Here is a 21,389-nt window from a genome sequence, read left to right on the forward strand (position 1 = left end):
GCCGCCAGACGGTTTCGAGGAAGGCCGTCCTATTTTAAACTAAGGATATCAGTTAAACGTCATCACCATACGACAGAACATACCTTCACAATAGACGGCACTAACTCAACTACTACACAAACACAAACCTAAAGGAGATGTTTCAACATGAAAAAGCTTTACCGCTCTACTTTGAATCGCAAATTGACTGGTCTATCCGGCGGCCTTGGTGATTGGCTCGGCGTTGATCCAACCATCATCCGACTTGTTCTCATCGTATCCGGCGTATTTAGCCTTGGCACAACGCTGCTCGTGTACATCGTCGCAAGTTTGATTGTACCGAAAGCGCCGTTCGAGGTTTTGTCCCCGGACAGCCCTTTCCACTTTCACGTCTAACCTGAAGGAAGAAACACGCAGTCATTAAGCCAGACAACACTATAAAAACCAAAACTAGGAGATGTTCAACAATGGGATTGCTAAATCGAATTTTCAATATTACACAAGCAGCTGCTAACGAATTGCTCGACAAGCTGGAAGATCCGGCCATGATGCTCAACCAATATGTGCGCGGCATGCAAGAAGAGATCGCAACTGCACAGCAGGAGCTGTTCAAACAAGAAGCGATGGTTAAAGGACTTGCACAGCAAGCTAACGATGCAGCGGTAATGGCAGAGCACAGCGAAGCTAAAGCACTCGATGCCATGAGAGCCGGCAATGAAGCTACGGCGCGCGAGGCATTAACGGCGAAGCTGCATTACACCGAGAAAGCGCAAGAATATTCGCAATGGATCGAGAAAGCGAAGCTGACGATCGCTGAGCTGACACAGCGGCTTGAGAAAGCCCGTGCGGAGCTCCCTCTGCTGCTCAAGAAACGCGAAGAGCTGCTTGCGCGCATTCAGCAAACGGCAGCGAAGTCCCGCTCCGGCATGCCAAGCTTCAGCATGGGCCGTGCCAGCCTCGAAGGCGGATCCGCTTCACGCGGCTTCCAGCGTATCGAAGAGAAAATCGCCCAATGGGAAGCCCATGTGGCCATGAACCGCCAACCGTACGGCGCAGGCTACAGCGATTCGTATGGCGCACCTACTGCGAATACAGCAGGCACGCCTGCAAAAGATGCGCTAATCAATGAGCAAATGGAACAGCTGCGCAGAAAGCTTCCAACGGAATAAGGCTACTAGAACAACCTAAAAAGCCTCCCATCGGGAGGCTTTTTAGGTTCCGCTATTGGCGGCTCTGTCTAAGCTGTCCATCTACAGCTGCTCAAGCAGCCCCGCCAATGTCTGATTCTCATACCCCGTAATCCGAACATCCGCCTGCGACAAATCCATATGCGAGGTGATCGGATTCGGAACCGCGATCGCCTTCAGGCCTGCAGCCTTGGCTGCCTTCAGTCCGTTCAGGGAATCCTCCACCGCAACAGCCTCGAACGGCTGAACGCCAAGCGCTTCAACCGCCAATCGGTAAAGCGCCGGATCGGGCTTTACTAACTCGACATCGTCTCTTGTATAAATCGTCTCAAAATAACCGGCGATGCCTTGTTCCCTTAGATGTCTGTTGATCCATCCCCGATCGGAGCTCGATGCAAGGCCGATTCGCAGCCCAAGCTGCTTCGCTTCTTCCAGCAGCGCCAGAACGCCGGGGCGAAGCTTCACGTCACGAAGCGATTCGTCATGCAGCACCTCGAAACGCTCCTTAAGCGCAGCCCTGTCGAGTTCCTTCCCCGCAAGTTCCTGCAAGTCCTCATACGGATCGAAAGGTCCGCCTATTGTCCCTACGCAAAGTGCCCATCTCTCCAGTGGCAGCATATGGCCATGCTCCTCATAAATCCGGCAAAACGCATCATAGGCGCATGATTCGGTATCCACCAGCGTACCATCGAAATCAAATACAATTGCTCGAATCGTCGACGACGACATAGCATCTCCCCCATTTCCGTTACCCTGATCGTAGTCCAACGGCCTCCTCTATGTAAATAGCAAAAAGAAACACTTCATCATAATAAAAAACCGCCGGCGATCACAGCCGGGCGGTTCTCTTTGAGCCGATTATAGAAGAAAGAAGCCTTCTTCCTGCAAATATTGTTCAGCTTCTTCATAGGTTTCGAGCACCATCTCGAGGTTAGGTCCGGCATACACGTACCACAGATCATCCTCATGCTTCAAAATAAGCGACTGCTTCTCGGGTCCGAACCAAGTCGAGGCATGTACCTCGCCGCGCGGGGCAGCAGCAGCCTTGGCGCTCTTCGAGGTCGGCTCCGGCGCACGGTAGGATAGCGAACGAATGGACTCCTCTACCAATTGACGGAACGCATCGGCTTCATAGCCGCGGATGTTTACAAACCCCTTCTCATCCGTATCATAGCCGCGCAAATGTCCGGCATACACGTACCCATTTCCATTCGGGTGCAGGTGGAACGCCACATTTTTCTTATCGTACAGACTTTCATCATACTGATAATTCACACGGCCGAGTGACACGTCCTTCCGCTTGAGCTCAGGAAAGGACTCCAAAATCGAAAGCTTCTGGTCAAAACTGAGCATAATCGCCTCCGGGGAACGGTAATATTTGCTGTGATTATACCACAGCAGCTGCGCAAGACAAAACTAGCACCATGTACTGATACGACATTTTATGTCGCATCAGCTATTTTATACTTAATCCTGTAATCACTTCAGCTTTCGAAAGAGGGTCACTACCAATGGCAAAAACAAAACGCGGGCGTGTACTGTGGAGCCTTCCTTCTCGCGGCCGCGGCACTTGTCCGGTCTGCAGCAGAACACGTACCAAACTGCTCTATCCTCGGGCTAAAACAGACGGATCTACGGTAAAAGTATGTAAACGATGCATCCATTCTCCGCAGGATTCCGTAGATCGCATTTCCGGTTAGACGGCAGCCCGTTCTCCATCCGGGGGACGGGTCACTATTTCGGACTCAAACTTTGCTTGTCAGTCGAAGGCTTCGGATGATGTAATACATACAGTGGCAGCGTTTGAACGTTCGATTTAAAGGAGGGTACGACTTGAGCAACATGCACCGAATCAGGTGGTTCGATAGTCAGATCAGAGAGGGCAAGTACCCGAGCAGCACGCAGCTGGCTCAGCAATTCGAAATCTCGAAGCGCCAGGCGCAGCGCGATATCGAGTATTTGACCTACTCGCTCTCAGCCCCCTTGCTTTATGTCGCTAAATACCGCGGATATTGCTACGAGAATAAAACATACGCGCTTCCCTTGCTCTATATGACCGACGAGGAGAAGAAGGTGTTAAAATATTTAGCCTACCGCTATCGTCAGTACAATTACGATAATGCAGCATCGGTAAATCGTGTCGCGCATTTGCTTGACCGCTTCTCAGAGGAGGAAGCGGAATCCGAAGCGCTTGTTCAACGGCTGCCCATCTTCGAAACCAATCCGCAGCTCATTCACGCCTTTGAACGGCTTACCTATGCGATTTCGCAGCATTTCATCGTACGGGTCACCTATCGGGATGAATCCGGGCTGCAGCAGTTGTCCATACGCCCGCTCAAACTAGTGAGTCATTACAATAGCGACTATGTGATTGCCTATATCGAAGAAGCAGACAAGCAGCGTTTATTGCGGCTCAATGGCATCAGCAGCGTGGATGTATCCTCTACGAGGTTCGAGCCCATGGATGCAGAAACGCTGGAATGGGGTGCCGGCGGTTCCACGGCGGCAGGCTCGCCGCAGCGCAAGCCTTACACAGCACAAGTAAAGCTGGCTCAGCCCATCGCCTCGGGATCCTGGCACGGATATCGTATACGCGCCTCCACGCCTGATCAGGCGTTATATACAGTGGAATTTCATGAAATTGAATCCTTCCTACATCATTTGATGGTGTCCCCTTGGGAGGCACTGCTCGCACCGCGATGGCTTCGAGACCAGCTCGATGCGCTTTGCAGACGAACACTGGAACGGTTAGGAGAAGGAGGCGCAGCGACAACATGACGCGCGTATTGCTGGATGGCATCACCATGAAAAGACAATCCAAGTCGTACATCGACAGCCTGTATGCCATATTATCGGCGGCGAATCTATTTGATGGCCCTAAATATAAGCTTGCCGGTCTCACCGGAATGGCTTTCAAATTCACGGTCCATGAGCGGCTGCTGCCCCTATCGGTATCCGCTTATGGGCAATGGGGTGACGAGCACTCCCCAGCCATCCGAAATCTCGGTCTGTATACGGTTTGGGATGCGGGCCGCACACGTCACCCCACCTTCTCTTACTACCAGCAGGATGCTGTCACATGGGTCAAACAATCGCTTGATGACGGGCTCGGTGTCATCTACTGGATTCCGGAGTTTGGCGTCATCTGCGGTTACGACGATGACGATGCCGTTTTTTACGTCCAAGACGGACATTCCTCCGACTATCAAATCGTGCTGTACGATAATCTCGGCTTAAACTTCACCGGCTTCTGGTACTGTCAGATCGTCGGTGAACGGATGGAGCCCCCGCTCGCTGATATGGTACTGGAATCGCTGCGGGTCGCCATTCACGACTGGGATACTCCATACAAAACACGGCCGAATACCGATATCGCTTCCGGGAAGCTCGCGTACACCTTCCTGCGGAATGGACTGCAAAGCGGAGATTACGATGAGGGCGGCGCCGTTTACATCATGGATGACTATATGTACACGCGTGAAGAAATCGCCTCTTATCTGCGAGATGTCTCGGGGACGTTTAACGGACTGGAGAAGGCCGCTTCCGCTTACGAGGAGCTGCTTCTGCTGCTTCCTCGCATGAAGACGTGCATCAAGGAGAATGGCACAGTAGGCAGGCATATTGACCTTTTAAGCCGAGATGCGTTGTGCGAGCTGATGCATCGTGCCGAGGAGCTTGAGGAGCGAGCCATTACGGTATTCCGGATGATCTCGGAGCGTTATCCGGATTTGAGTCGATCAACAATTCGCAGATGGGGCGTTGCCACGCCGCGTTAATTTAAGGGAGGAGGTGCCCCTGCTCATGGCGCCGACAAGACTAGTAGGTTTACAGCTCACATTGCAATCCCATTCGTATATCGATGCGATGCACGCTGTTCTCGTCCATCAAGGTTTCTTCACGCAATCCAAATCGATGCTGGCAGGTATGACCTCGATGGGCTTTCGTTTTACTATCCATCGCAGGCTGGCCGCACCCTCCGCTACGGCTTACAACTGGCTGGCGGAGCATTTTCTGGCTGCCGATTTCATTGGCATGACCAGCGCGCAGCATGCGGGTTTCAACTTCGATCATGCCTTCCCTTTATATCAGAAGCACGCGCTTCGGGCTATTAAAGAGTCCCTTGACCGCGGCGCCGGCGCGATCTTCTGGAAGGATGCATTCGTCATCGCCGCCGGATACGACGATGCTTCGCAGGTTCTTCTGTTTTCGGATGGTTCGGAAGCTGATGGGGCGCTTAATCAACTGCCCTATGCGGATTTCGGACGCAGCGGCGACTCCCCTTACTGGTACTATCAACGCATCGAAAATCAGATCGCGCTTGATCCGCATGAGGTGTACCGGGAGTCGCTCATGCAAGCGATTCACTACTGGGAATCGCATGATGCGCTGCTGCCGGCAAGCGAATACGCCTGCGGTGAGCAGGCCTACATCGCGCTGATCGAGCTGCTGGAGCATGGTGAATACGATCCAGCCGAAGCGCCGGCGGTGATTCGCACATATGCCGCAGCTAAGCAGGATATCGCTTCGTATACAGACGCGCTCGGGCTCATCTGGCCCGGCTGCCAGCCGATCGCAGCTTGTTACGCTAAGGTGAGCGAGATGTGGGGTCAGCTGTTGGAGGAAATGGGCGCCGCATCCGGCAATGGTTACGCTGATAGGGATGGCGATACTGCTTATGCCGGCCGACTGGCCTCTCTGCTTAGGGAAGCCAAAGGTCACGAGAAAGAAGCCATTACACGGATCAAGCAGTTCATGCGGGAAACGGTCCATAACCGATTTCATGATATTGCGCTGCGATAATTGGAACTTGTTGCTTATTTTGGTTGTAACCTCACATCGCGGGGCACAATAGGAGTGAATTGTGACAGACACGAATACTCCAAGCAAAGGTGGGCCTAAGCAATGCGTAACCGAGAGCAGTACCAAGACAGAGAAGCATACAACGAAACCTCTAATACGGCGGCGGGCATCAATACGCCGCTAGACCATCAGGACACCAGCCCTCTGGACATGATTAGCCATGCGATTGAAGAAATCGTCGACAACGTCCAGCATGCCTTTGACGGCGCGGATAATAATGAAGAGCAGCGCTACTCCAACCACGCAGACGGACACTCGTTCTAGCGCCAAACAATAAAGGGGCATCCGCCAATTAAACGGATGCCCCTTTATTATTGCAACGGCAGTACGCGTACCGCGGCCTGTTTGCCGCTTAGCTGAATGCCCGTCTCCTTCTTCCCGCTTCCGGAAAGGTCCTTCAGCAGCTGCTCAAGCAGCTCCTTCGCCTTAGGTCCTTCCTTCCCTTGGATACGAACGACAAGCTCAACGGCATTGCCGGAAGCCAGCAGCTTCTCGCACTGGCGCAGCTTCGTGTCGTAATCATGCTCTTCGATATGCGGCGTCAGCCGGATTTCCTTCGCTTTAAGCGGCTGATCCTTCTTCCGCTCCTCGCGCTTCGCTGCCGATGCGTTCTGCTTGGCTGCCCCTCTGCTGATCAGCTTGCAAGGCGGCGGGCTGCTCATCAGAGACGTGCAGACCAAGTCAACCTTATACTCTCTTGCAAGCGCCAGCGCTTCCTCACGGGAGACAACGCCAAGCGGCTCGCCATTTAACCCCGTCAACAGCACCTCGGATGCTTTTATTTGCTCATTCACGATCATGCCATAACCGCCCCTTTCTTTTTCTAGTGGGTTCTCTCCGACGATAAAGCCGTCGTTTCGCCGCTGCGGAACGTCCAATAATAATTCAGGACAAAGTTAAACAAAGGAATGACGACCGTGACCAGCAGCTGGCCGACGGTATATCGTAAGTGCATTCCTTCAACCGCGACATACATGATGCCGGTATTTAACATTAACCCGCTTACGGACACGACCGTATACTTGACTATCGCGCGTAATCCGGAAGGCGCGGAGGAGAACGTCCAATTTTGATTCAAATAATAAGATACCGCCAATACAGCAATAAAGCCGATTGCCGATGCCAGAACGGGATGGAAGTGAAGCCGTTCGACCAAGGCGATGAGCGATATAAAGTGAAGAGCCGTTCCGATAATGCCAACAACACCGTACTTGATCATGATCTTAAGTTTCATGTTTCCTCAATGCTTGCGGCCGCTTCCGCATGATAATCAAACTTGTCCCTGGAGGCTCTTCCATGGGCAGCTTCCCTTATGAAATAGCGAGGTCTGCCCTTCACTTCCTGATAGATCGAAGCCACGTACTCCCCTATTATACCAAGCGAGATTAGGATGAGACTACCCGTAAAGAGAAGGAGCAGGATGACCGTCGTAAATCCGCTTACGGCCGTGCCCATGAAATAACGAACCAACGTTTGAATACCCAAGAGGACGGAACCAACCAAGAAGATCACACCGAATAAGTTTACGACTCGTAACGGGATGGATGAGAAGGCTACAATTGCTTGTACCGCGAGTTTAATGAGGCTAAATAGGCTCCACTGGCTGTCCCCCCCGATCCGCTCCGGCACCTCGAAGGGAATTTGCGCGCGTTCAAAACCGACCCACGCCGTCATTCCTCGGAAGAATAGGTTTCGCTCAGGCATAAGCTTCCACGCATCTACGATCCTGCGATCGAGCAGTTTGAAATCGGAGGCTCCGCGCAAGTCCATGCCGGATAATCGATTCAGTAAGCTGTAAAAGAGCGATGCGCCAAGCGCTTTATCGAATCGTTCTTTGCCGCGGCTCACTTTGACGCATTCGACGATTTGTTTGCCCTCATGCCTCCATAGATGGATCATCTGGGATAGCAAGCTCGGGGGGTGCTGCATATCAGAGTCCATAATAATGACGGCTCTTCCCTTCGCCTGATCGAGGCCGGCGCAAAGCGCATATTCTTTGCCGAAATTGCGGCTGAGCCTATAGGAATACAGCTCAGGCAATTGCTGACCGAGAGATGACAGCTTGCTCCACGTCTCGTCCCCGGAGCCGTCATCAATGACGATGATTTCGAAAGAGGATGTCGTCTTCTGCAATTGTTCCGCGACGGTTCGAAGCGAACCGGCGATATGAACCGCTTCGTTATAGACGGGGATCACGACCGAAATTTCAATGTCCTTCAATTGTTTGTTCCCCCTTTACCACCTTGTATAATCGCCATTCATAACGATGCATGGGATCTTCAAAGCTTTTATAGAACGTGGCAAACTCGCTGCCGTGTTCGAATAAGTTCGGATAGGTCTTATTAATCGTGCTGTACACAGGCAAACGCGGAATTAATATATAATCAATCCCATTTCCATTCGGATCAGAAACGGCATCTCTAAAATCATAATCGCTCGTAATCATGAATCGTTTCGGATATTTACTGTTCACGATGATCATGAACGATGCGGCGCTATCGGTTAGAATCGTATCGTTCTGCAGATTCTCGTCCAGCCATTTGGCTACCGAGCGATCCAATTGGATGCTTTTAATATGCCGGCCCTGCTTGTACGTAAGGAATGTATTCTCATCCGGCGCAATGAGCGGATTCGTCAAGGCATAAGTGAGCAAACCAACCGTCACGACAAGGCTGCTCAGCACAACCGCGCAATTTCGGAAGTTTATTTTCACTTTGCTTAACTCATAGGGCAACCAAGCTACCGTTATCGGATACACATACATGAAGTAACGGAACCATGCGAACGAAGACGAGTTTAACAGCAACAGAAACTGCAATGCGGGAATGGAACAAAACACGAGAAAGAGAACCACGATATCCCACTTGAAAAGCCTCTTGTTCATCACCCTCAGGATAATAACGCCGAAAAGAGGGGCCGAGAACCACGCTGTTTTCTTGATGCAGAGCCATAACGCAAGTAATGGGCTGTTGAATATTTTCTCAAAGTTTGCGTCTGCCTTTAGCGAATCGGACTGCGCGACATTCGAATATTCCGAATTCAAGAAATAAAGCGGATTGTGCATGATCGTATAGTTAAAGAAAATCCAGATGAGACCCGAGAATACGACCGGAAGAAGAAGAAGGATCCAAGTCGCCTCGATATGATGGTACTTCCGTTTGAATCGAAGCTTCCTTGATTCCTCTTGGCCAGTTTGGCCGAAAACAAACCAGATCACGACGAATACCGCGCACGCCATCGCAAATCCTACCGGTACCGCTTCATATCTCGTCCAGAAGGCGAGAGCCAAAGCAAAGCCCGCCTTCACCAGGCTGGTCGAGTCCCTCCGTTCCATCCAATCCGTAAACTGAATCATGGCATAGAGCAGGAAAAATAAATAAGGAGAATCGCTTAAGCCATTTACGCCGAACAAGAAAATAAACGGGTTCAGCGAGTACAGGATCACAATGCTCAGCGTTAACCACTTCGGCAAGCCGAAACGGATTCCCGTCTTGTATAACAACATGGACGCGAGTCCCGAGAAGATGCTGCTGACAACGACCGCGGCAAGCGCGTGGGACGCTAAAGCAGGGAACACGGGATAGAGCAGAAGAACGACTAGATCCAATAAACTCGGCAGCGGGGTCCAGACGAACCCGATCGCGCCTAAATGGGGATCCCGGCTATAGAGGACATAAAATGCATTCGCGACGCGGCTGACCGAGTCGGAATGCATGTATCCTTGCGAATAGCTGATATAGAAACCTACCGCGAACGCGGTCAGGCTGACGAATAAGAACAAGATCCAAGCTAGCAGCCTGTCCGCCCTGCTTTGCTGCTGCGGAGATGTATGAATCATTATGGTTTGCGAGCCTCCATCTGTAAGGTAAGCAGCGGCTATGCACCGATCTTTTCACTTGCGCTCGCAGGTGCATGCCCATGCGTTGTTTTCTCCCAATAAAAAGGATTGGTAATGAGTTGAATGCCTGCTTTGACCGCCGCGATACTAATCAGTATCCAATAAATCGGCGTGAGCAGCGTGTATTTGACGTTACCGAACGAGAATACCGAGTTGTTCTTGTTTTGCAACTGCTCGGTAATGCGATAGATGCCCATCGTATTGCTGTAGACAAAGAGAAAGTTCCCGCAGAACAGCTCAACGGCGGCAAAGTAATAAATCGGACCCGGGAAGAACAACGAAATCGCATCCACCTTACCCAAGTACCAAACCACGAGCATCACCCAGAAAATCGGATTCAACAGCGGAAGCATCGGCGTCGCCAAGATCATGACTTGGAATCCGATAAATCCTTTGGTGCCGATTTCTCTCCATAGCTTGATCGGGTTTCGCATATGCACAAGCCATGTTTGCATATATCCCTTGATCCATCTGGAGCGTTGGCGAATCCAGTTGCCTAGCCGGCTGTTGGCTTCTTCCCATGTATGAGAATCGACGATAGCCGTCTTGTAGCCCGCCTTGTAAAGCCGTACCCCCAAATCCGCATCCTCGGTCACGTTATACGGATCCCAGGCATTTAACTTTTTAAGCACGCTCATCTTAAAGTGATTCGAAGTCCCTCCGAGAGGAATCGGAATGTCCAATTGCATGACACCCGGCAGCAATAGTTCGAACCACATGCTGTATTCGTGCGTAAACCATCTGGTTAAAATGTTTTGCTCGCTGTTGAAATAGTTCAGCTTCGCCTGAATACAGCAGCAATTATCGGGCTCTTGCATGAAAGCCAGATGGACTTTCTTGAGTTGATCGGGGTCGGGTCTATCTTCCGCATCGTAGATGACCACGTATTCTCCGTATGCCCGAATCAGCCCGTAGTTACAGGCTTTCGGTTTAGTTTTGGGAAGGCTGTGCGGTACGACAAGAACCGTATAATAGGCCGGTAAATTCATCGCTTTCAGCATTTCCTGCGCTTCCGTATCGTCTTCCTCAATAAGCAGTCTTACGTCGAGTTTGGCTTTCGGGTAATCCAAGCCCTCGATATTCTGAAGCAATTGGGGAATGACGGCGCTCTCCTTGTACATTGGCACTAATATCGTGTAGACCGGAAGCGTTCGTTCATCGATCTCATCGATCTGCTGCGGCGTAAAACGAAGCTGAGAAGACTGCTTCATGCCGAACAAGATAATGGTGTATTTGAAAACGGACATGCCGATATAGGCGATTTGAATAATGATGTTCACAATGATTAACGTCCAAAGCCAATTCCATAGTAACCCGCCGAGTAAAACCGCAACGGTAATGCCGAACATGAGCCATTGGGAAGACATAATTGTAATGTGTGCTGAATTCTCGGGCTGCGCGAGCATGAGCTTCGTCGTGCTTTCATCCATGAGCTCCTGCTCATAGGCAGCTTTCCAGAAGAACTCCATTTCTTCGCGGGTAGCCAAGACTTGTTCTACCGCTTGTCCGAGGTGCTGTTCGAGCTCGACCAGCTGTTCTGCCGTTAGAATCGAACCCACGGCTACTAACAATCGGTTCTTATCGTTATTAATAATAATGGCGTTAAAGGCTCTGGCCGTCGATTCGGGCAGCTTCAGCTCTTGTTCGATCGAGAATTCGCTCCCAATCCGCCCTATTTGATTCTGCGTCGCGATGGCTCTATATAGCCGATCCGGCTCAATGTAACGCAAAGACAACAGAATATCGCCCAGCACGCCGCCGCTTTTTTGCTGGAAAGCAAGGGCATTGCTCAGTTGTTCCTGCGTAATTTCACCTGTCTGCACCAGCATTTCGCCAAGCCGCCCTTTGGAAGCGACCTTCTTTGTTGCCAATTGAATGTTCTCGCGATCAATATGGAATAACTCCGCAATAATATCGCCGATCCGACCGCCGAATTTGGCTTGGTAGTCAACGGCCTCCTGCAATTGGGCTTCTGTTATTAAGCCTTCCTTCAGAAGGGCATCACCGATTCTTACAACCTGCATGCTTGCGGTCATCCTTTCCTTGCTACTTTCGTTCTTCCCAATCGAATTCATGCCGGCATATATCGGAGTCGCTTATTTGCTCGCCGATTTGAACCTCAATAAAGTTAACAGCCTCTATGGCTTTAATGGCATGTTTGGAACCGGCTTGTATATGGATGACATCTCCGGCTTTCGCCTGAAATCTCCGGTCGTCTACCAGAACCTCCGCCGTTCCGCTGATGAAGGTCCATATTTCATCCCGAAACTCGTGCTCGTGATAACTCATCAGTTTACCTGCCCAAATATGAACGCGTTTCGTTACGACCTGACGGTTTGGTTGCTGATTTTCCTGGTCGATGATGCGATACCAGCCATATTCGGTTTCTTCGTACATAGGACGCGCGGAAATGGACTGTACCAGATCCTTTACCTTTGGACTGGCCTCCCGGTCAATCACCAGGATTCCGTCCGGACTTGCGGCAACGATCGCATCCGATATGCCCATCACGACGACAGGTATTTGCAATTCGTTAATAATATAGGTGTTCACGCTATCGTCGCTGATGATGCCCTTCCCATTCAAATGATGAGGCATCGTATCGGTCCACTCATCCCATGTGCCCAAGTCGTTCCATTTCCCATCATACGGATACACGACAACATTCCGTTCCCGTTCTACAACTTTATAGTCGAAGCTGATCGACGGCAGGGTAGGATATTGGCGCTGGAGACGCTCATAATCGACCGGCCACGATTCCGCCTTAATCAAGTCCAGGACATACTGCAATCGATAAGCAAAAACGCCGCAATTCCAAAGGGCTCCTTGATTAATTAACGCGGATGCTTCCTCCGTGGAGGGCTTTTCTACAAATCTATCAATTTGAAGCAGCGTGGATTGTTCGTGAATGGTGCTCGCGAGAATGTAACCGAATTTCTCGGATGGGTGCGTTGGCTTTAACCCCATTAATCCAAGATTACCCACGGTGCCTTCAAATTGAATAGCTAGTTGCTTAATCGAGGCGAAAAAATCGTCATCCGCATCGACGTCGACGGGCATAACCACGATCACTTCGTCGGCACAGACCTTCAATTTGCTGCTTAGAAAGCTGGATGCCAGGCAAATAGCGGGATATGTATCCCTTCGGCTCGGCTCAAGAACAAGGGGAACCTCTTCCCCGATTTGAGCTTGAATGATTTCCTGCTGATCTTTACTGGCCGCTATGACTGTATATTCGGCAAGGCCATGTTCCTCCAGCTTTGCCCAAACGCGCTGAATCATCGAGGTTTGAACATCTTCCGAGGGATCTTGGGCAGCCATGACCCTCATAAATTGCTTCGAGCGGTAATCATTAGACAGGGGCCATAATCTTTTTCCTGACCCCCCGGATAAAAGGATGATTCGCATATGGTTCTCCTCTATTGGTAAGAAAATCGGATGGAGTTATAGGACTTAAGTAACACACACACTTCTACTATAAAGGTAGATACCCGAAAATCATTCATTTAGTTTCTTCCAAGTTATATTTAAATTGTGGTAAGAATGTCATTTCTTTTGCTTAAAGGAAGATGTACGCAAACTTAGTTTGGACATAGAAAATAGCCTCAAAGTCAAAAGCATTGATTTCGAGGCTATTTTGCGCGCATTTAATTACACTATTTACTAAAAAATTTCAGTACTGAATTCCAATTCCATTGCTCATAGTAATTAGTACCGATATCGATGTTTGCGATCCACTGCGCGGCCTTCTTCTCCCCTTGACCGGCAGGTACCAGAAGCACATTGGCCATGCTGCGATTCGATCTTACCCAGCTAAGTCCGTCCGTTCCAAGCGAAACCGGACCATAATCCCCGTAGCCCTCTGCGCTCTTCGTGATCCGTTTCTGCTGTCCCCCTTCCAATTTCACGTTCACCAGGCTTGGAAAAGGTCGATTCCCAGAGCTATCCGGTCCTTCGCTCGCCTTCGCCCGCGAAACGACGATGTCCACCGGACTTCGCCAGGTGAAATCCTGATCGACAAAACCTGCCGGCGTAAAATCATTCCTCAGCTGAATCTCCGGAACGTTCGTCACGCGCAGCTGTTTATTCGACGAGGCTTCTCGGCCAATTCCGCCGATATAAGCCAGCGCCTCGTCTTGTGGCGACCATTGTATCCAGTTGGCGTGGTTCACCATCTGATCGACCGGCTTGAATACGGAACCGTCGACCGCCAGCACACACAATGTGTTGCTATCTGCCGATAGGGAAGCGGTAGGAATAGCAAGGAACGCCATCCATTTGCCGCTGGCTGACCACTTGAACACGCTTGTTCCCACGACAGGCAATTCGTTCAACTGCGAAGGCAGCACATACAGCTCCTTCGTTTGAACGGAGTCAGCCCCGGGCTGCATCGTAAGCTGCATAATGCGCACAGGCGTCTGGCCGTTAAACTCCGCTTGCGTCGATGCCACAAACCCGTCACCGCCCGGCAGCCAAGCATAGTTGCTGATATTCCCAATCGTCGAGCTCACTTCCACCGGTTTCGCAGCTTCCTGCTGGTCAACGACATAGAGCCGCTGCTGTTCCTCGAAAGCGAGCAATAGCCGATTCGGCGACCATTTATAATTGCGCCCGCCGTTCGCGGAAAGCAAATGCTTCGACCCTGTCGATATCTCCAGCATCCACAGCTCATTCGATTGCTCCCCGGCCGCATATGCAAGCCATTGTCCGTCATAAGACCACTTCGGCGAAATGACATGCTCCGCTTGCGTGAGCTGTTTCTCATTGCCGTCCACCTTCACCCACAGTGCGCCCCCGCGCACAAACGCAGCCATCAGCGGCGGTTTCACCTGCTCTTGCCCCTGCTCCTGCGCTGGCGACGGCTCTGCCTGCACGACCGTCCCCTTCATCCCGGTCAGCGTAACACCTATAACAACCGTAAGCAGAGCAGCTATTAGTCCATTCCAAGTCACTCGGCCTGTATGTGTAAATCGATTCTTCTTCATATACCCTCCATCTGTTCCTCATTTTCCGAAGTAGTATGGACTGTTTTTCCAATTAATATGAGCGACAACCTCCCCTGTACAAATAGAAAAGCTGCCGAACATCGCAATTCTGCGACACTCGGCAGCTAAATGTTATTTCTTCTCCTGTGCTATACGCTCAATCAGCGGCGGCATCCAATCGTTAAGCTCGCGGAACTTGTAGCCGGCCGCTTCCGCTTTGGCCGTATCCATGTACCACGGCTCCGGCACGCCAAACGGCGAGCTATGCTGCTCATCGGTTTCCAGCGCCACGTAAGCTTGCTGACCCGTCGCTTTCTCGATCCATGCCACAATGCCGCCCGGCGAAATCTCCCCGCGAGAGCATGCGTTGAACGGGCCGGTCTCCGTATTGCGGCCCAGCCAGTCCAGAAACGCGGCCGCTTCATCCGCATCGATGAAAGACATCACCGCGTCGGCATTCGGAATGCCGAGCGGCAGCCCCTGCTGTACATGCTCCACATGGAAGTGCAGCCGCCTTGTGTAATCATCGTCTCCTAGCACAATCGGGAAACGAACTGCGGCGACGGGGAAAGAAGCCTTTTGGAAGAAGACCGTTTCAACTAACCGCTTGCCTTCCCCATAGTTGATCTCCGATGGATAGGGCTGCGGAATCGGATACGTCAACGAATCAAAGTACGACTCCGATTTACGCGGCTCCCCGAACGGATAGACGCTAAGCGTCGAGGTCACAATATATTTACCGATGCGACCTTCGAATAGCTTAACCGCCTCCTCAGCCTCACCCGGTTTATAGCAGATGTTGTCATACACGACATCGTAACGCGCTTCTCCAATCGCGGACGCCAGCGCCTCCGCATTCGTCCGATCGACCAGCAGATGCTGCACACGATCGCCGAATGGATGTCCTTGCGCTCCCCGGGTTACGATCGTAACCTGATCGCCCGCTTCCAGCAGACGTTCCACCAGCTTCTTGCCAAAAAAACGCGTACCGCCCAATACCAGCACTTGACGCATAACTCCCACTCCTTCTATAGCCGTATGTCTCTATCTTGCCATATTTTGCAGCTGCTTCGCAAAAAGCCGCGTTATAATCATAGAAAACCACCCGCTCATAAAACGAACGGATGGTTGGCATCTCACTTATGATTCGGTTTTAACTCGATCACTTTAATGGCTTCCGTAATTTCGCGCAACACATCGGACTGCTGCTGCGGGTTCAAATAGTGCGCTTTAATATAAGCCTCTCCCTCTTGGGAAGAGGTGTAATGAGTAGGAAGATGATTGAGTGATAAGAGTAATATATCCAGCTTGCATCGGTCACAGCCACATTTGAGGATTCCCGTCTTCACATAATGCTCCTCCAACACAGCCGCCACAATAGGTTCCATGACATTCAATACAGGCAAACTCCCGGAATAATTCATTCGCACGCTCCCATGCTAGTCTTTGACATCCATTATACTGGATTTTGTTTCCTAGCACAGCGGAATTTTATACGAATCTCTATATGGCAAATAGATAGACTGCACCTAAAACAACAACCTATATAGCCTCATTGGACAAAGCCTCACGGCCGCTTGCTCGTTCCAATGCAGCCAACTGCTCCAAGAGCATGATTCCGCTAAGCTGCGTGCTCAGCGTAACCCGTTCCGCAGGCTTCGAGCTCCAGTCCGTATTGAACACGCAGCGGCCCTCATCGCGACCTTGCTCCCAGAGAGATACGGCGTTTCGCATTAGCAGTGGCAAGGCAGCGCTAAACGATGCAGGAGTTTCCTTTGCAAGCTCGCCCAAGTAGCGGACAAGTATGCCTTTGAATAATCCGCCATCGCCGTCTTGCTCATCCGGAAGCAGCCCGCTCCCCGAATGAAGAAGCTCTTTCTCTGACGCAGTCGCAGTACGCATCGCATCCTCAAGATAAACCTGCTCCCCGGTTATTCGGAACAATTCCACAGCGGCACCAATGAAAACGCCTTGGCAGTACGTGAATTTCCATTCCTTATCGATTGCACCGTCGCCTTCCCGATTCATCCCATCCCATACGAAGCCGTTGTCCGGGTTTACGAGATTTCGCTTCAGCCAGCTGTATATCTTCTCGGCCCAATGCAGATCCTCCGCACGGCCGAATTGCTTATACAAACGTGCGGCTAAGATCGCCGCCGGCCCATTCGCAGGTGTATTCTTGTAATCCAGCTGTGATTTCTGCCAAGCAATGCCGCCGCCCATATGGTCGTTCCAGCCCGTCTGAATATCTTCCCATAGCAGCAATGCCGCCGCTTTATACTTCTCTACGCCAAGCGCCTCATACGCGCGCAGCCATGCGATCGCCATCCACTCCATGTCGTCGTACAGCTCATTCGGGAAAGCACCGCCATTGCGCGCCAGCAGCCCCTCATAAATCTCCTCCAACAGAAGTGCGTATCTCGCATCCTTCGTCCGCTCATAGCCGTCTACCAGCGCATCTACCGCATGCGCCATCCACCAGTAATGAAAGATTGTATTGCAAGCCCCGCCGGGACAAGGAATTTCGATATCAAACAACCGAATAGCAGGGTTCCAAAATAAATCTGACAGCGCCTGCTGCGCCTCTTCCGCACGACTTTCCCATATCATGTCCATCACTCTCCTGCTATTCCGAAGTTATTGTTTCTCTAGCCGCGCCGCCTGCTCAAGAAGCATAACCGCGCTGAGCTGTGTACTCAGCTGAACGACCGTGTCAGGTGTTTGTGCCCAAGAATTGCTAAACAGTGCTTTCTCTTTCCCTTTGCCGTATTCCCATAAGCTATCCGCATTCGTTAGCAGCATCCCACTGAGTTCCTTCTGCGAAGGGTCCAGCTCGATTAATTCACCGATGTATCGGACGAGCACGCCTTTGAATAACCCGCCATCCCCATCCCCTTCAGAAGGCAGCATTCCGGTTGCCGGCGACAAGAAGTCCTGCTTCAAGTTACCTGCCGTCTTCCGCGCATCGTCCAGATACGACTGCTCCTTCGTGATGCGGTACAGTTCTACCCCTGCGCCGATATAGACACCTTGGCCATAAGTGAATTTCCAATCTTTATCGATGGCGCCATCACCTTGACGGTTTATGCCATCCCAGACGAGTCCTGTTGCCGGGTCGACAAGCGTCTTCTTCTGCCAGTCATATAATTTCTTCGCCCAAGCCAGATCAGCTTTATCTTGTGTATGTTCATATATTCGTGCCGCCAAAATTATCGCAGGCGCGTTTGCCGGCGTATTCTTGTAGTCCATTTGCTCTTTGCGCCACGCGATGCCGCCGCCCATCTCGTCGTTCCAGCCGGTCTGGATTTCCTGCCAAAGCGCGAGCGCCGCTTGCTTATACCGATCGTCCTCTGTCGCATCGAAAGCTCGCAGCCAAGCGAGCGCCATCCATTCCATGTCATCGTAGTAATCGTTAATGAAGAATCCTGCGTTGCGGTCGAGAATACCTTGATACAGCTTGCCGAGCTGCTCGGCATATTTCGCGCTACCTGTCCGATCATACCCGTCAACCAGGACATCCACCGCGTGAGCAAGCCACCAATAATTGAACGGATCGGTGCATAGCTGCGCGATACATGGCGATGCATTATTGAACAAGCCCCGTTTCTCATCCCAGAACGACTGCTCCAGCTCCTGCTGCGCCAGGTCTGCCCGTTCGCTCCATACCGAAGCCGCGCCGCCTCCCGTCAGTGTCGTTCCCAAACCAAGCCGCCATGCGGCAAGTCCAGCTATAAGGATGACCGCGGCCGTAATTGCTAGTAAAATGCTTTTGCCGTTTCGCATCATGGATGCCGATTCACCAACCTTGCCTGTATTGATGACGCCGCGGCCGCAGCCGCAGCCGCCACAGCAGCAGCAGCAGGACTGCCGCTACTGCGAGTGAGGCTGCGCGCACTTGCAAGCCCAGCCGGGGCGTCTTACCGTTTCTTATAAACCGGAAATTTTATCGATGTTCACATAATTGCCGTTGCCTTTGCTGCTGTCGAAGCCGATGACGATGGTATTGAAGCCCGCATTCAAATTCGCGCTGAACGTCACCGTGCTCCAGGTTCCCCAGCTGCCTGTACCGGCAAAGCTGAGATTGTTCGCGACGATCGTTCCGTTAACCGAGATATAACGGCTCGAATTGCCCGCCCCGCCTGCAAATCGAATCGTTACCGTCCGCGTCGAAGCGGAGTTCTGATTCACGTTGAACGTTATCGCGCCCGCCGTGTTCCACCCCGCCAAATAACCGCGGCCTGTAAAGCCGGACTGCGAGCTTTCGGAGATGATGGAGCCGCTCTTGAGCGCATTTTCCGCTTCGTAGGTGCCGTTTCCCGCAATATAGCCTGTGTAGTTATCCGCCGGCGTGAACTGTAGAATCGACGCGCCAGCCGCAGCAGCCAAGCTTTGTACATACCCGGATCCGGTCGCCCCCGTCCAGTCGCTACCGATAACGTTGTCGCTCGCGCGCCGGTGATTGAACGCCTGCGTCGCATTCTGCTGCAGGAAGTTGAGATACGACGAATTGCCGGTCGCGATCCGCAGCTTGTTCAGGTTGCGGGCGAATATCATTTTGAACCCTGCTCCGTCATTCTCTCCCTCGTACAGCAGCGAGTAGGATAAAGTCATCTTGTTTATGACGTAATCCGCCGCATTGTTCGCATCCGTCAAATAGCTGCTCGTGCCTGTCGCCTGGTACATCGCGAGTGCCGCGCCTAGGAAGGTGCCGTAGTTATACGTAAAATCCCAGTTGATCACGGTTCCGCTGCCGCTGCCTTCCACGTGGTCGTTCACCTTGCTGCCGGACACAAGCCTCGACTTGATCCAGTTATAGAGGGTCGTCGCCTTGGTGAGGTATGCGCTATCGCCGGTCGCGTTCTTCAGCTTGATGGCCGTCATGACCATCGGCGCGTTCGTCGCCATGTTCTTCTGCGGAGACGTGCCGTCGCGCTTCCACCAGATGCCGCCGCTGTACGTGCTGTCATTGAACGCATAGATTTGATCGAACAAGAACGATGCCCGATTGCGATATTCCGCCGTGCCCGTAATTTCGTACGCCCGCATGCAGGCCAGCGCCCACCAGCCGAGGTCATCATTGAACTGGTTATCCAATAAGTTCGTGTATTTTGCGTTAAAACCGGTGTAGATGTCGTCGATCATCGTCCGGTACGTGCTGCTGCCGGTCCGTTCGTAAGCATCCATAACCGTTTCCCACAACTGCGCTTCCCACCAAAAGTCGGTGTACAAGCCGCCGTTCGGTCCATGCGCATGCGCCGAGTGGATGACGTGATCGCTGTTCGTGTAGAAATATTTTGCCGATGCGTCGTAGAAGGTGTTAACGAAGCCGTTCATCGCCGTGTCCGCATTCGCGGATGTAAAGGCGTTAGCCTCCTTGCTCCCCCCGATAACGGGGAACATGAGTGTCGCTGCCAACAGGGCGGCTGCGACTTTCTTACCCAAACTTGCCATTGCTTTCATCACATGCACTCCTCACAAATGGATTCCATTACCGCGAAGCGTATTGCAGCTCGTGATGGATATGGAAGGCCCAGCGCTATGCGCCTTTGAGCCTTATCACCCCCTTTCAGGGAAGCAATAGAAGTTAACCGGCTTAACCCTTCACGCCGCTAAAGGCAATTCCTTGGACAAAATATTTCTGCAGCAGCAGGAAGAGCACCAGAATTGGCAGCACCGCGATGAGCGCCCCGGCCATCATTGGCCCGAAATCGGTCTGATGGTTGTAGGAGAATGCCTGCAGCCCCATCTGAATGGTTGCCTTCTCCGGATCATTCAAGATAATCATCGGCCACAGGAAGCTGTTCCAGCCCGCTTGGAAGGTGAAGATCGACAGCGTGGCAAGCGCCGGCTTCGTCAGCGGTAAGTAAATATTCCAGAAGATGCGGAATTCCTTGCACCCTTCGATCCGCGCCATCTCCATCATGTCGGACGGCAGCGTCAGGAAGAACTGCCTCATGAAGAACACCGCGAACGAGCCCGACGCCCCTGGCAAAATAATGCCCCAAAACGAATTCAGAAACCCGTTTCCGCCCGCGCCAAGCAGGTCATTTCCGCCAATGAGAGGGAAATGCTTCAGCACGTAGAAGCTTGGAATCATCGTAACAATGCCCGGAATCATCATCGCTGCCAGCAAGATGCGGAAGATCGGCTGGCTTAGTTTGAAATTCAGCTTCGCAAAGGCGTATCCGCTCAGCGAGCCGAAGAACAAGTTCGCCAGCACTCCGGAAGCCGCCAGAAGAAACGAGTTCCAGAAATACAATCCGAACGGAACGGTCGTAAACGCGCTCCGGTAATGTTCCAGCGTAAGTGTAGATGGAATCCACTTGATCGGCATGGAGAAGATCTCGTCGCTCGGTTTAAACGAGGTGATGAGACTCCAGAAGAAAGGCAGAAACATCATGACAGATAACGTAATGGTCACGATGTAGAACAACACCGTCCCTACCGCTTTGCGAACGGAATGAGAGCTGATTGTGCCCG

22 protein-coding genes are annotated in these 21,389 nt (G+C 51.8%); 7 read left to right on the top strand and 15 right to left on the bottom strand.

Annotated features, from left to right (window positions below; genetic code table 11):
* The first annotated feature begins 147 nt into the window (after positions 1 to 147).
* Positions 148 to 375 (top strand): PspC domain-containing protein, encoded by a 228-nt coding sequence (locus AC6ESO_RS17050; RefSeq protein WP_494821291.1) that lies wholly within the window; start codon positions 148 to 150, stop codon positions 373 to 375.
* A gap of 71 nt (positions 376 to 446) precedes the next feature.
* Positions 447 to 1,148: a PspA/IM30 family protein gene (locus AC6ESO_RS17055; protein WP_497092401.1), complete on the top strand. Its 702-nt coding sequence runs from the start codon at positions 447 to 449 to the stop codon at positions 1,146 to 1,148.
* A gap of 81 nt (positions 1,149 to 1,229) precedes the next feature.
* On the opposite strand, the gene AC6ESO_RS17060 is transcribed toward AC6ESO_RS17055, so the two are convergent.
* On the bottom strand, positions 1,230 to 1,895 hold the full coding sequence (locus AC6ESO_RS17060) for an HAD family hydrolase (protein WP_497092402.1): 666 nt from the start codon (positions 1,893 to 1,895) through the stop codon (positions 1,230 to 1,232).
* 129 nt (positions 1,896 to 2,024) lie between these two features.
* Positions 2,025 to 2,519 (bottom strand): hypothetical protein, encoded by a 495-nt coding sequence (locus AC6ESO_RS17065; RefSeq protein ID WP_494821294.1) that lies wholly within the window; start codon positions 2,517 to 2,519, stop codon positions 2,025 to 2,027.
* Between the two features lie 158 nt (positions 2,520 to 2,677).
* On the opposite strand from AC6ESO_RS17065, the gene AC6ESO_RS17070 reads away from it, so the two are divergent.
* The 5 genes from AC6ESO_RS17070 (at position 2,678) to AC6ESO_RS17090 (ending at position 6,290) form a co-directional block, all read left to right on the top strand.
* Complete coding sequence (locus AC6ESO_RS17070) at positions 2,678 to 2,866, top strand: hypothetical protein (protein WP_497092403.1); 189 nt, start codon at positions 2,678 to 2,680, stop codon at positions 2,864 to 2,866.
* A 142-nt stretch (positions 2,867 to 3,008) separates the two neighbouring features.
* Complete coding sequence (locus AC6ESO_RS17075; protein ID WP_497092580.1) at positions 3,009 to 3,944, top strand: helix-turn-helix transcriptional regulator; 936 nt, start codon at positions 3,009 to 3,011, stop codon at positions 3,942 to 3,944.
* Positions 3,941 to 4,942 (top strand): hypothetical protein, encoded by a 1,002-nt coding sequence (locus AC6ESO_RS17080; protein ID WP_497092404.1) that lies wholly within the window; start codon positions 3,941 to 3,943, stop codon positions 4,940 to 4,942. Before AC6ESO_RS17075 ends, AC6ESO_RS17080 begins: the two co-directional genes overlap by 4 nt.
* Positions 4,943 to 4,967: 25 nt before the next feature.
* Positions 4,968 to 5,966, top strand: coding sequence for a hypothetical protein (locus tag AC6ESO_RS17085; RefSeq protein WP_497092405.1), 999 nt, complete (start codon positions 4,968 to 4,970; stop codon positions 5,964 to 5,966).
* Positions 5,967 to 6,068: 102 nt separating this feature from the next.
* Positions 6,069 to 6,290 (top strand): hypothetical protein, encoded by a 222-nt coding sequence (locus AC6ESO_RS17090; RefSeq protein WP_497092406.1) that lies wholly within the window; start codon positions 6,069 to 6,071, stop codon positions 6,288 to 6,290.
* A gap of 47 nt (positions 6,291 to 6,337) precedes the next feature.
* On the opposite strand, the gene infC is transcribed toward AC6ESO_RS17090, so the two are convergent.
* The 13 genes from infC to AC6ESO_RS17155 all read right to left on the bottom strand — a co-directional run bounded on the left by infC (position 6,338) and on the right by AC6ESO_RS17155 (position 21,381).
* Complete coding sequence (infC, locus tag AC6ESO_RS17095) at positions 6,338 to 6,826, bottom strand: translation initiation factor IF-3 (protein ID WP_497092407.1); 489 nt, start codon at positions 6,824 to 6,826, stop codon at positions 6,338 to 6,340.
* Between the two features lie 23 nt (positions 6,827 to 6,849).
* On the bottom strand, positions 6,850 to 7,260 hold the full coding sequence (locus AC6ESO_RS17100) for a GtrA family protein (RefSeq protein WP_497092408.1): 411 nt from the start codon (positions 7,258 to 7,260) through the stop codon (positions 6,850 to 6,852).
* The gene (locus AC6ESO_RS17105) at positions 7,257 to 8,246 is read right to left on the bottom strand and encodes a glycosyltransferase family 2 protein (protein WP_497092409.1); all 990 of its coding nucleotides are present in this window, start codon (positions 8,244 to 8,246) and stop codon (positions 7,257 to 7,259) included. The genes AC6ESO_RS17100 and AC6ESO_RS17105 overlap by 4 nt, the downstream gene beginning before the upstream one ends.
* Positions 8,233 to 9,864, bottom strand: a complete 1,632-nt coding sequence (locus AC6ESO_RS17110; RefSeq protein WP_497092410.1) for an ArnT family glycosyltransferase — start codon at positions 9,862 to 9,864, stop codon at positions 8,233 to 8,235. Before AC6ESO_RS17110 ends, AC6ESO_RS17105 begins: the two co-directional genes overlap by 14 nt.
* Positions 9,865 to 9,902: 38 nt before the next feature.
* Positions 9,903 to 11,948 carry a cyclic di-GMP-binding domain-containing protein, MshE-related gene (locus AC6ESO_RS17115; RefSeq protein WP_497092411.1) on the bottom strand — a complete coding sequence of 682 codons (2,046 nt, stop codon included), beginning with the start codon at positions 11,946 to 11,948 and terminating at the stop codon, positions 9,903 to 9,905.
* Between the two features lie 22 nt (positions 11,949 to 11,970).
* Positions 11,971 to 13,332: a sugar phosphate nucleotidyltransferase gene (locus tag AC6ESO_RS17120; RefSeq protein ID WP_497092412.1), complete on the bottom strand. Its 1,362-nt coding sequence runs from the start codon at positions 13,330 to 13,332 to the stop codon at positions 11,971 to 11,973.
* Positions 13,333 to 13,580: 248 nt separating this feature from the next.
* Positions 13,581 to 14,909 (bottom strand): translocation protein TolB, encoded by a 1,329-nt coding sequence (locus tag AC6ESO_RS17125; RefSeq protein ID WP_497092413.1) that lies wholly within the window; start codon positions 14,907 to 14,909, stop codon positions 13,581 to 13,583.
* 132 nt (positions 14,910 to 15,041) lie between these two features.
* Complete coding sequence (locus AC6ESO_RS17130) at positions 15,042 to 15,923, bottom strand: NAD-dependent epimerase/dehydratase family protein (RefSeq protein WP_497092414.1); 882 nt, start codon at positions 15,921 to 15,923, stop codon at positions 15,042 to 15,044.
* A gap of 122 nt (positions 15,924 to 16,045) precedes the next feature.
* Positions 16,046 to 16,333, bottom strand: a complete 288-nt coding sequence (locus AC6ESO_RS17135; RefSeq protein ID WP_494821307.1) for a late competence development ComFB family protein — start codon at positions 16,331 to 16,333, stop codon at positions 16,046 to 16,048.
* 118 nt (positions 16,334 to 16,451) lie between these two features.
* Entirely contained in the window at positions 16,452 to 17,519 is a 1,068-nt protein-coding gene (locus AC6ESO_RS17140) for a glycoside hydrolase family 76 protein (protein ID WP_497092415.1), read from the bottom strand.
* Between the two features lie 27 nt (positions 17,520 to 17,546).
* Positions 17,547 to 18,695 carry a glycoside hydrolase family 76 protein gene (locus tag AC6ESO_RS17145; protein ID WP_497092416.1) on the bottom strand — a complete coding sequence of 383 codons (1,149 nt, stop codon included), beginning with the start codon at positions 18,693 to 18,695 and terminating at the stop codon, positions 17,547 to 17,549.
* 141 nt (positions 18,696 to 18,836) lie between these two features.
* Entirely contained in the window at positions 18,837 to 20,369 is a 1,533-nt protein-coding gene (locus AC6ESO_RS17150; protein ID WP_497092417.1) for a glycoside hydrolase family 76 protein, read from the bottom strand.
* 133 nt (positions 20,370 to 20,502) lie between these two features.
* A complete protein-coding gene (locus tag AC6ESO_RS17155) occupies positions 20,503 to 21,381 on the bottom strand; it encodes a carbohydrate ABC transporter permease (RefSeq protein WP_497092581.1) in 879 nt (292 codons plus the stop codon).
* Positions 21,382 to 21,389: the final 8 nt, after the last annotated feature.

The sequence above is a fragment of the Paenibacillus rhizoryzae genome, assembly GCF_059686995.1.

Excerpts from the sequence above, each read along its gene's own strand:
- AC6ESO_RS17050 (WP_494821291.1), top strand. The coding sequence starts at position 148 with ATGAAAAAGCTTTACCGCTCTACTTTGAATCGCAAATTGACTGGTCTA.
- AC6ESO_RS17055 (WP_497092401.1), top strand. The coding sequence starts at position 447 with ATGGGATTGCTAAATCGAATTTTCAATATTACACAAGCAGCTGCTAAC.
- AC6ESO_RS17060 (WP_497092402.1), bottom strand. The coding sequence starts at position 1,895 with ATGTCGTCGTCGACGATTCGAGCAATTGTATTTGATTTCGATGGTACG.
- AC6ESO_RS17065 (WP_494821294.1), bottom strand. The coding sequence starts at position 2,519 with ATGCTCAGTTTTGACCAGAAGCTTTCGATTTTGGAGTCCTTTCCTGAG.
- AC6ESO_RS17070 (WP_497092403.1), top strand. The coding sequence starts at position 2,678 with ATGGCAAAAACAAAACGCGGGCGTGTACTGTGGAGCCTTCCTTCTCGC.
- AC6ESO_RS17075 (WP_497092580.1), top strand. The coding sequence starts at position 3,009 with ATGCACCGAATCAGGTGGTTCGATAGTCAGATCAGAGAGGGCAAGTAC.
- AC6ESO_RS17080 (WP_497092404.1), top strand. The coding sequence starts at position 3,941 with ATGACGCGCGTATTGCTGGATGGCATCACCATGAAAAGACAATCCAAG.
- AC6ESO_RS17085 (WP_497092405.1), top strand. The coding sequence starts at position 4,968 with ATGGCGCCGACAAGACTAGTAGGTTTACAGCTCACATTGCAATCCCAT.
- AC6ESO_RS17090 (WP_497092406.1), top strand. The coding sequence starts at position 6,069 with ATGCGTAACCGAGAGCAGTACCAAGACAGAGAAGCATACAACGAAACC.
- infC (WP_497092407.1), bottom strand. The coding sequence starts at position 6,826 with ATGATCGTGAATGAGCAAATAAAAGCATCCGAGGTGCTGTTGACGGGG.
- AC6ESO_RS17100 (WP_497092408.1), bottom strand. The coding sequence starts at position 7,260 with ATGAAACTTAAGATCATGATCAAGTACGGTGTTGTTGGCATTATCGGA.
- AC6ESO_RS17110 (WP_497092410.1), bottom strand. The coding sequence starts at position 9,864 with ATGATTCATACATCTCCGCAGCAGCAAAGCAGGGCGGACAGGCTGCTA.
- AC6ESO_RS17115 (WP_497092411.1), bottom strand. The coding sequence starts at position 11,948 with ATGCAGGTTGTAAGAATCGGTGATGCCCTTCTGAAGGAAGGCTTAATA.
- AC6ESO_RS17120 (WP_497092412.1), bottom strand. The coding sequence starts at position 13,332 with ATGCGAATCATCCTTTTATCCGGGGGGTCAGGAAAAAGATTATGGCCC.
- AC6ESO_RS17125 (WP_497092413.1), bottom strand. The coding sequence starts at position 14,909 with ATGAAGAAGAATCGATTTACACATACAGGCCGAGTGACTTGGAATGGA.
- AC6ESO_RS17130 (WP_497092414.1), bottom strand. The coding sequence starts at position 15,923 with ATGCGTCAAGTGCTGGTATTGGGCGGTACGCGTTTTTTTGGCAAGAAG.
- AC6ESO_RS17135 (WP_494821307.1), bottom strand. The coding sequence starts at position 16,333 with ATGAATTATTCCGGGAGTTTGCCTGTATTGAATGTCATGGAACCTATT.
- AC6ESO_RS17140 (WP_497092415.1), bottom strand. The coding sequence starts at position 17,519 with ATGATATGGGAAAGTCGTGCGGAAGAGGCGCAGCAGGCGCTGTCAGAT.
- AC6ESO_RS17145 (WP_497092416.1), bottom strand. The coding sequence starts at position 18,695 with ATGATGCGAAACGGCAAAAGCATTTTACTAGCAATTACGGCCGCGGTC.
- AC6ESO_RS17150 (WP_497092417.1), bottom strand. The coding sequence starts at position 20,369 with ATGAAAGCAATGGCAAGTTTGGGTAAGAAAGTCGCAGCCGCCCTGTTG.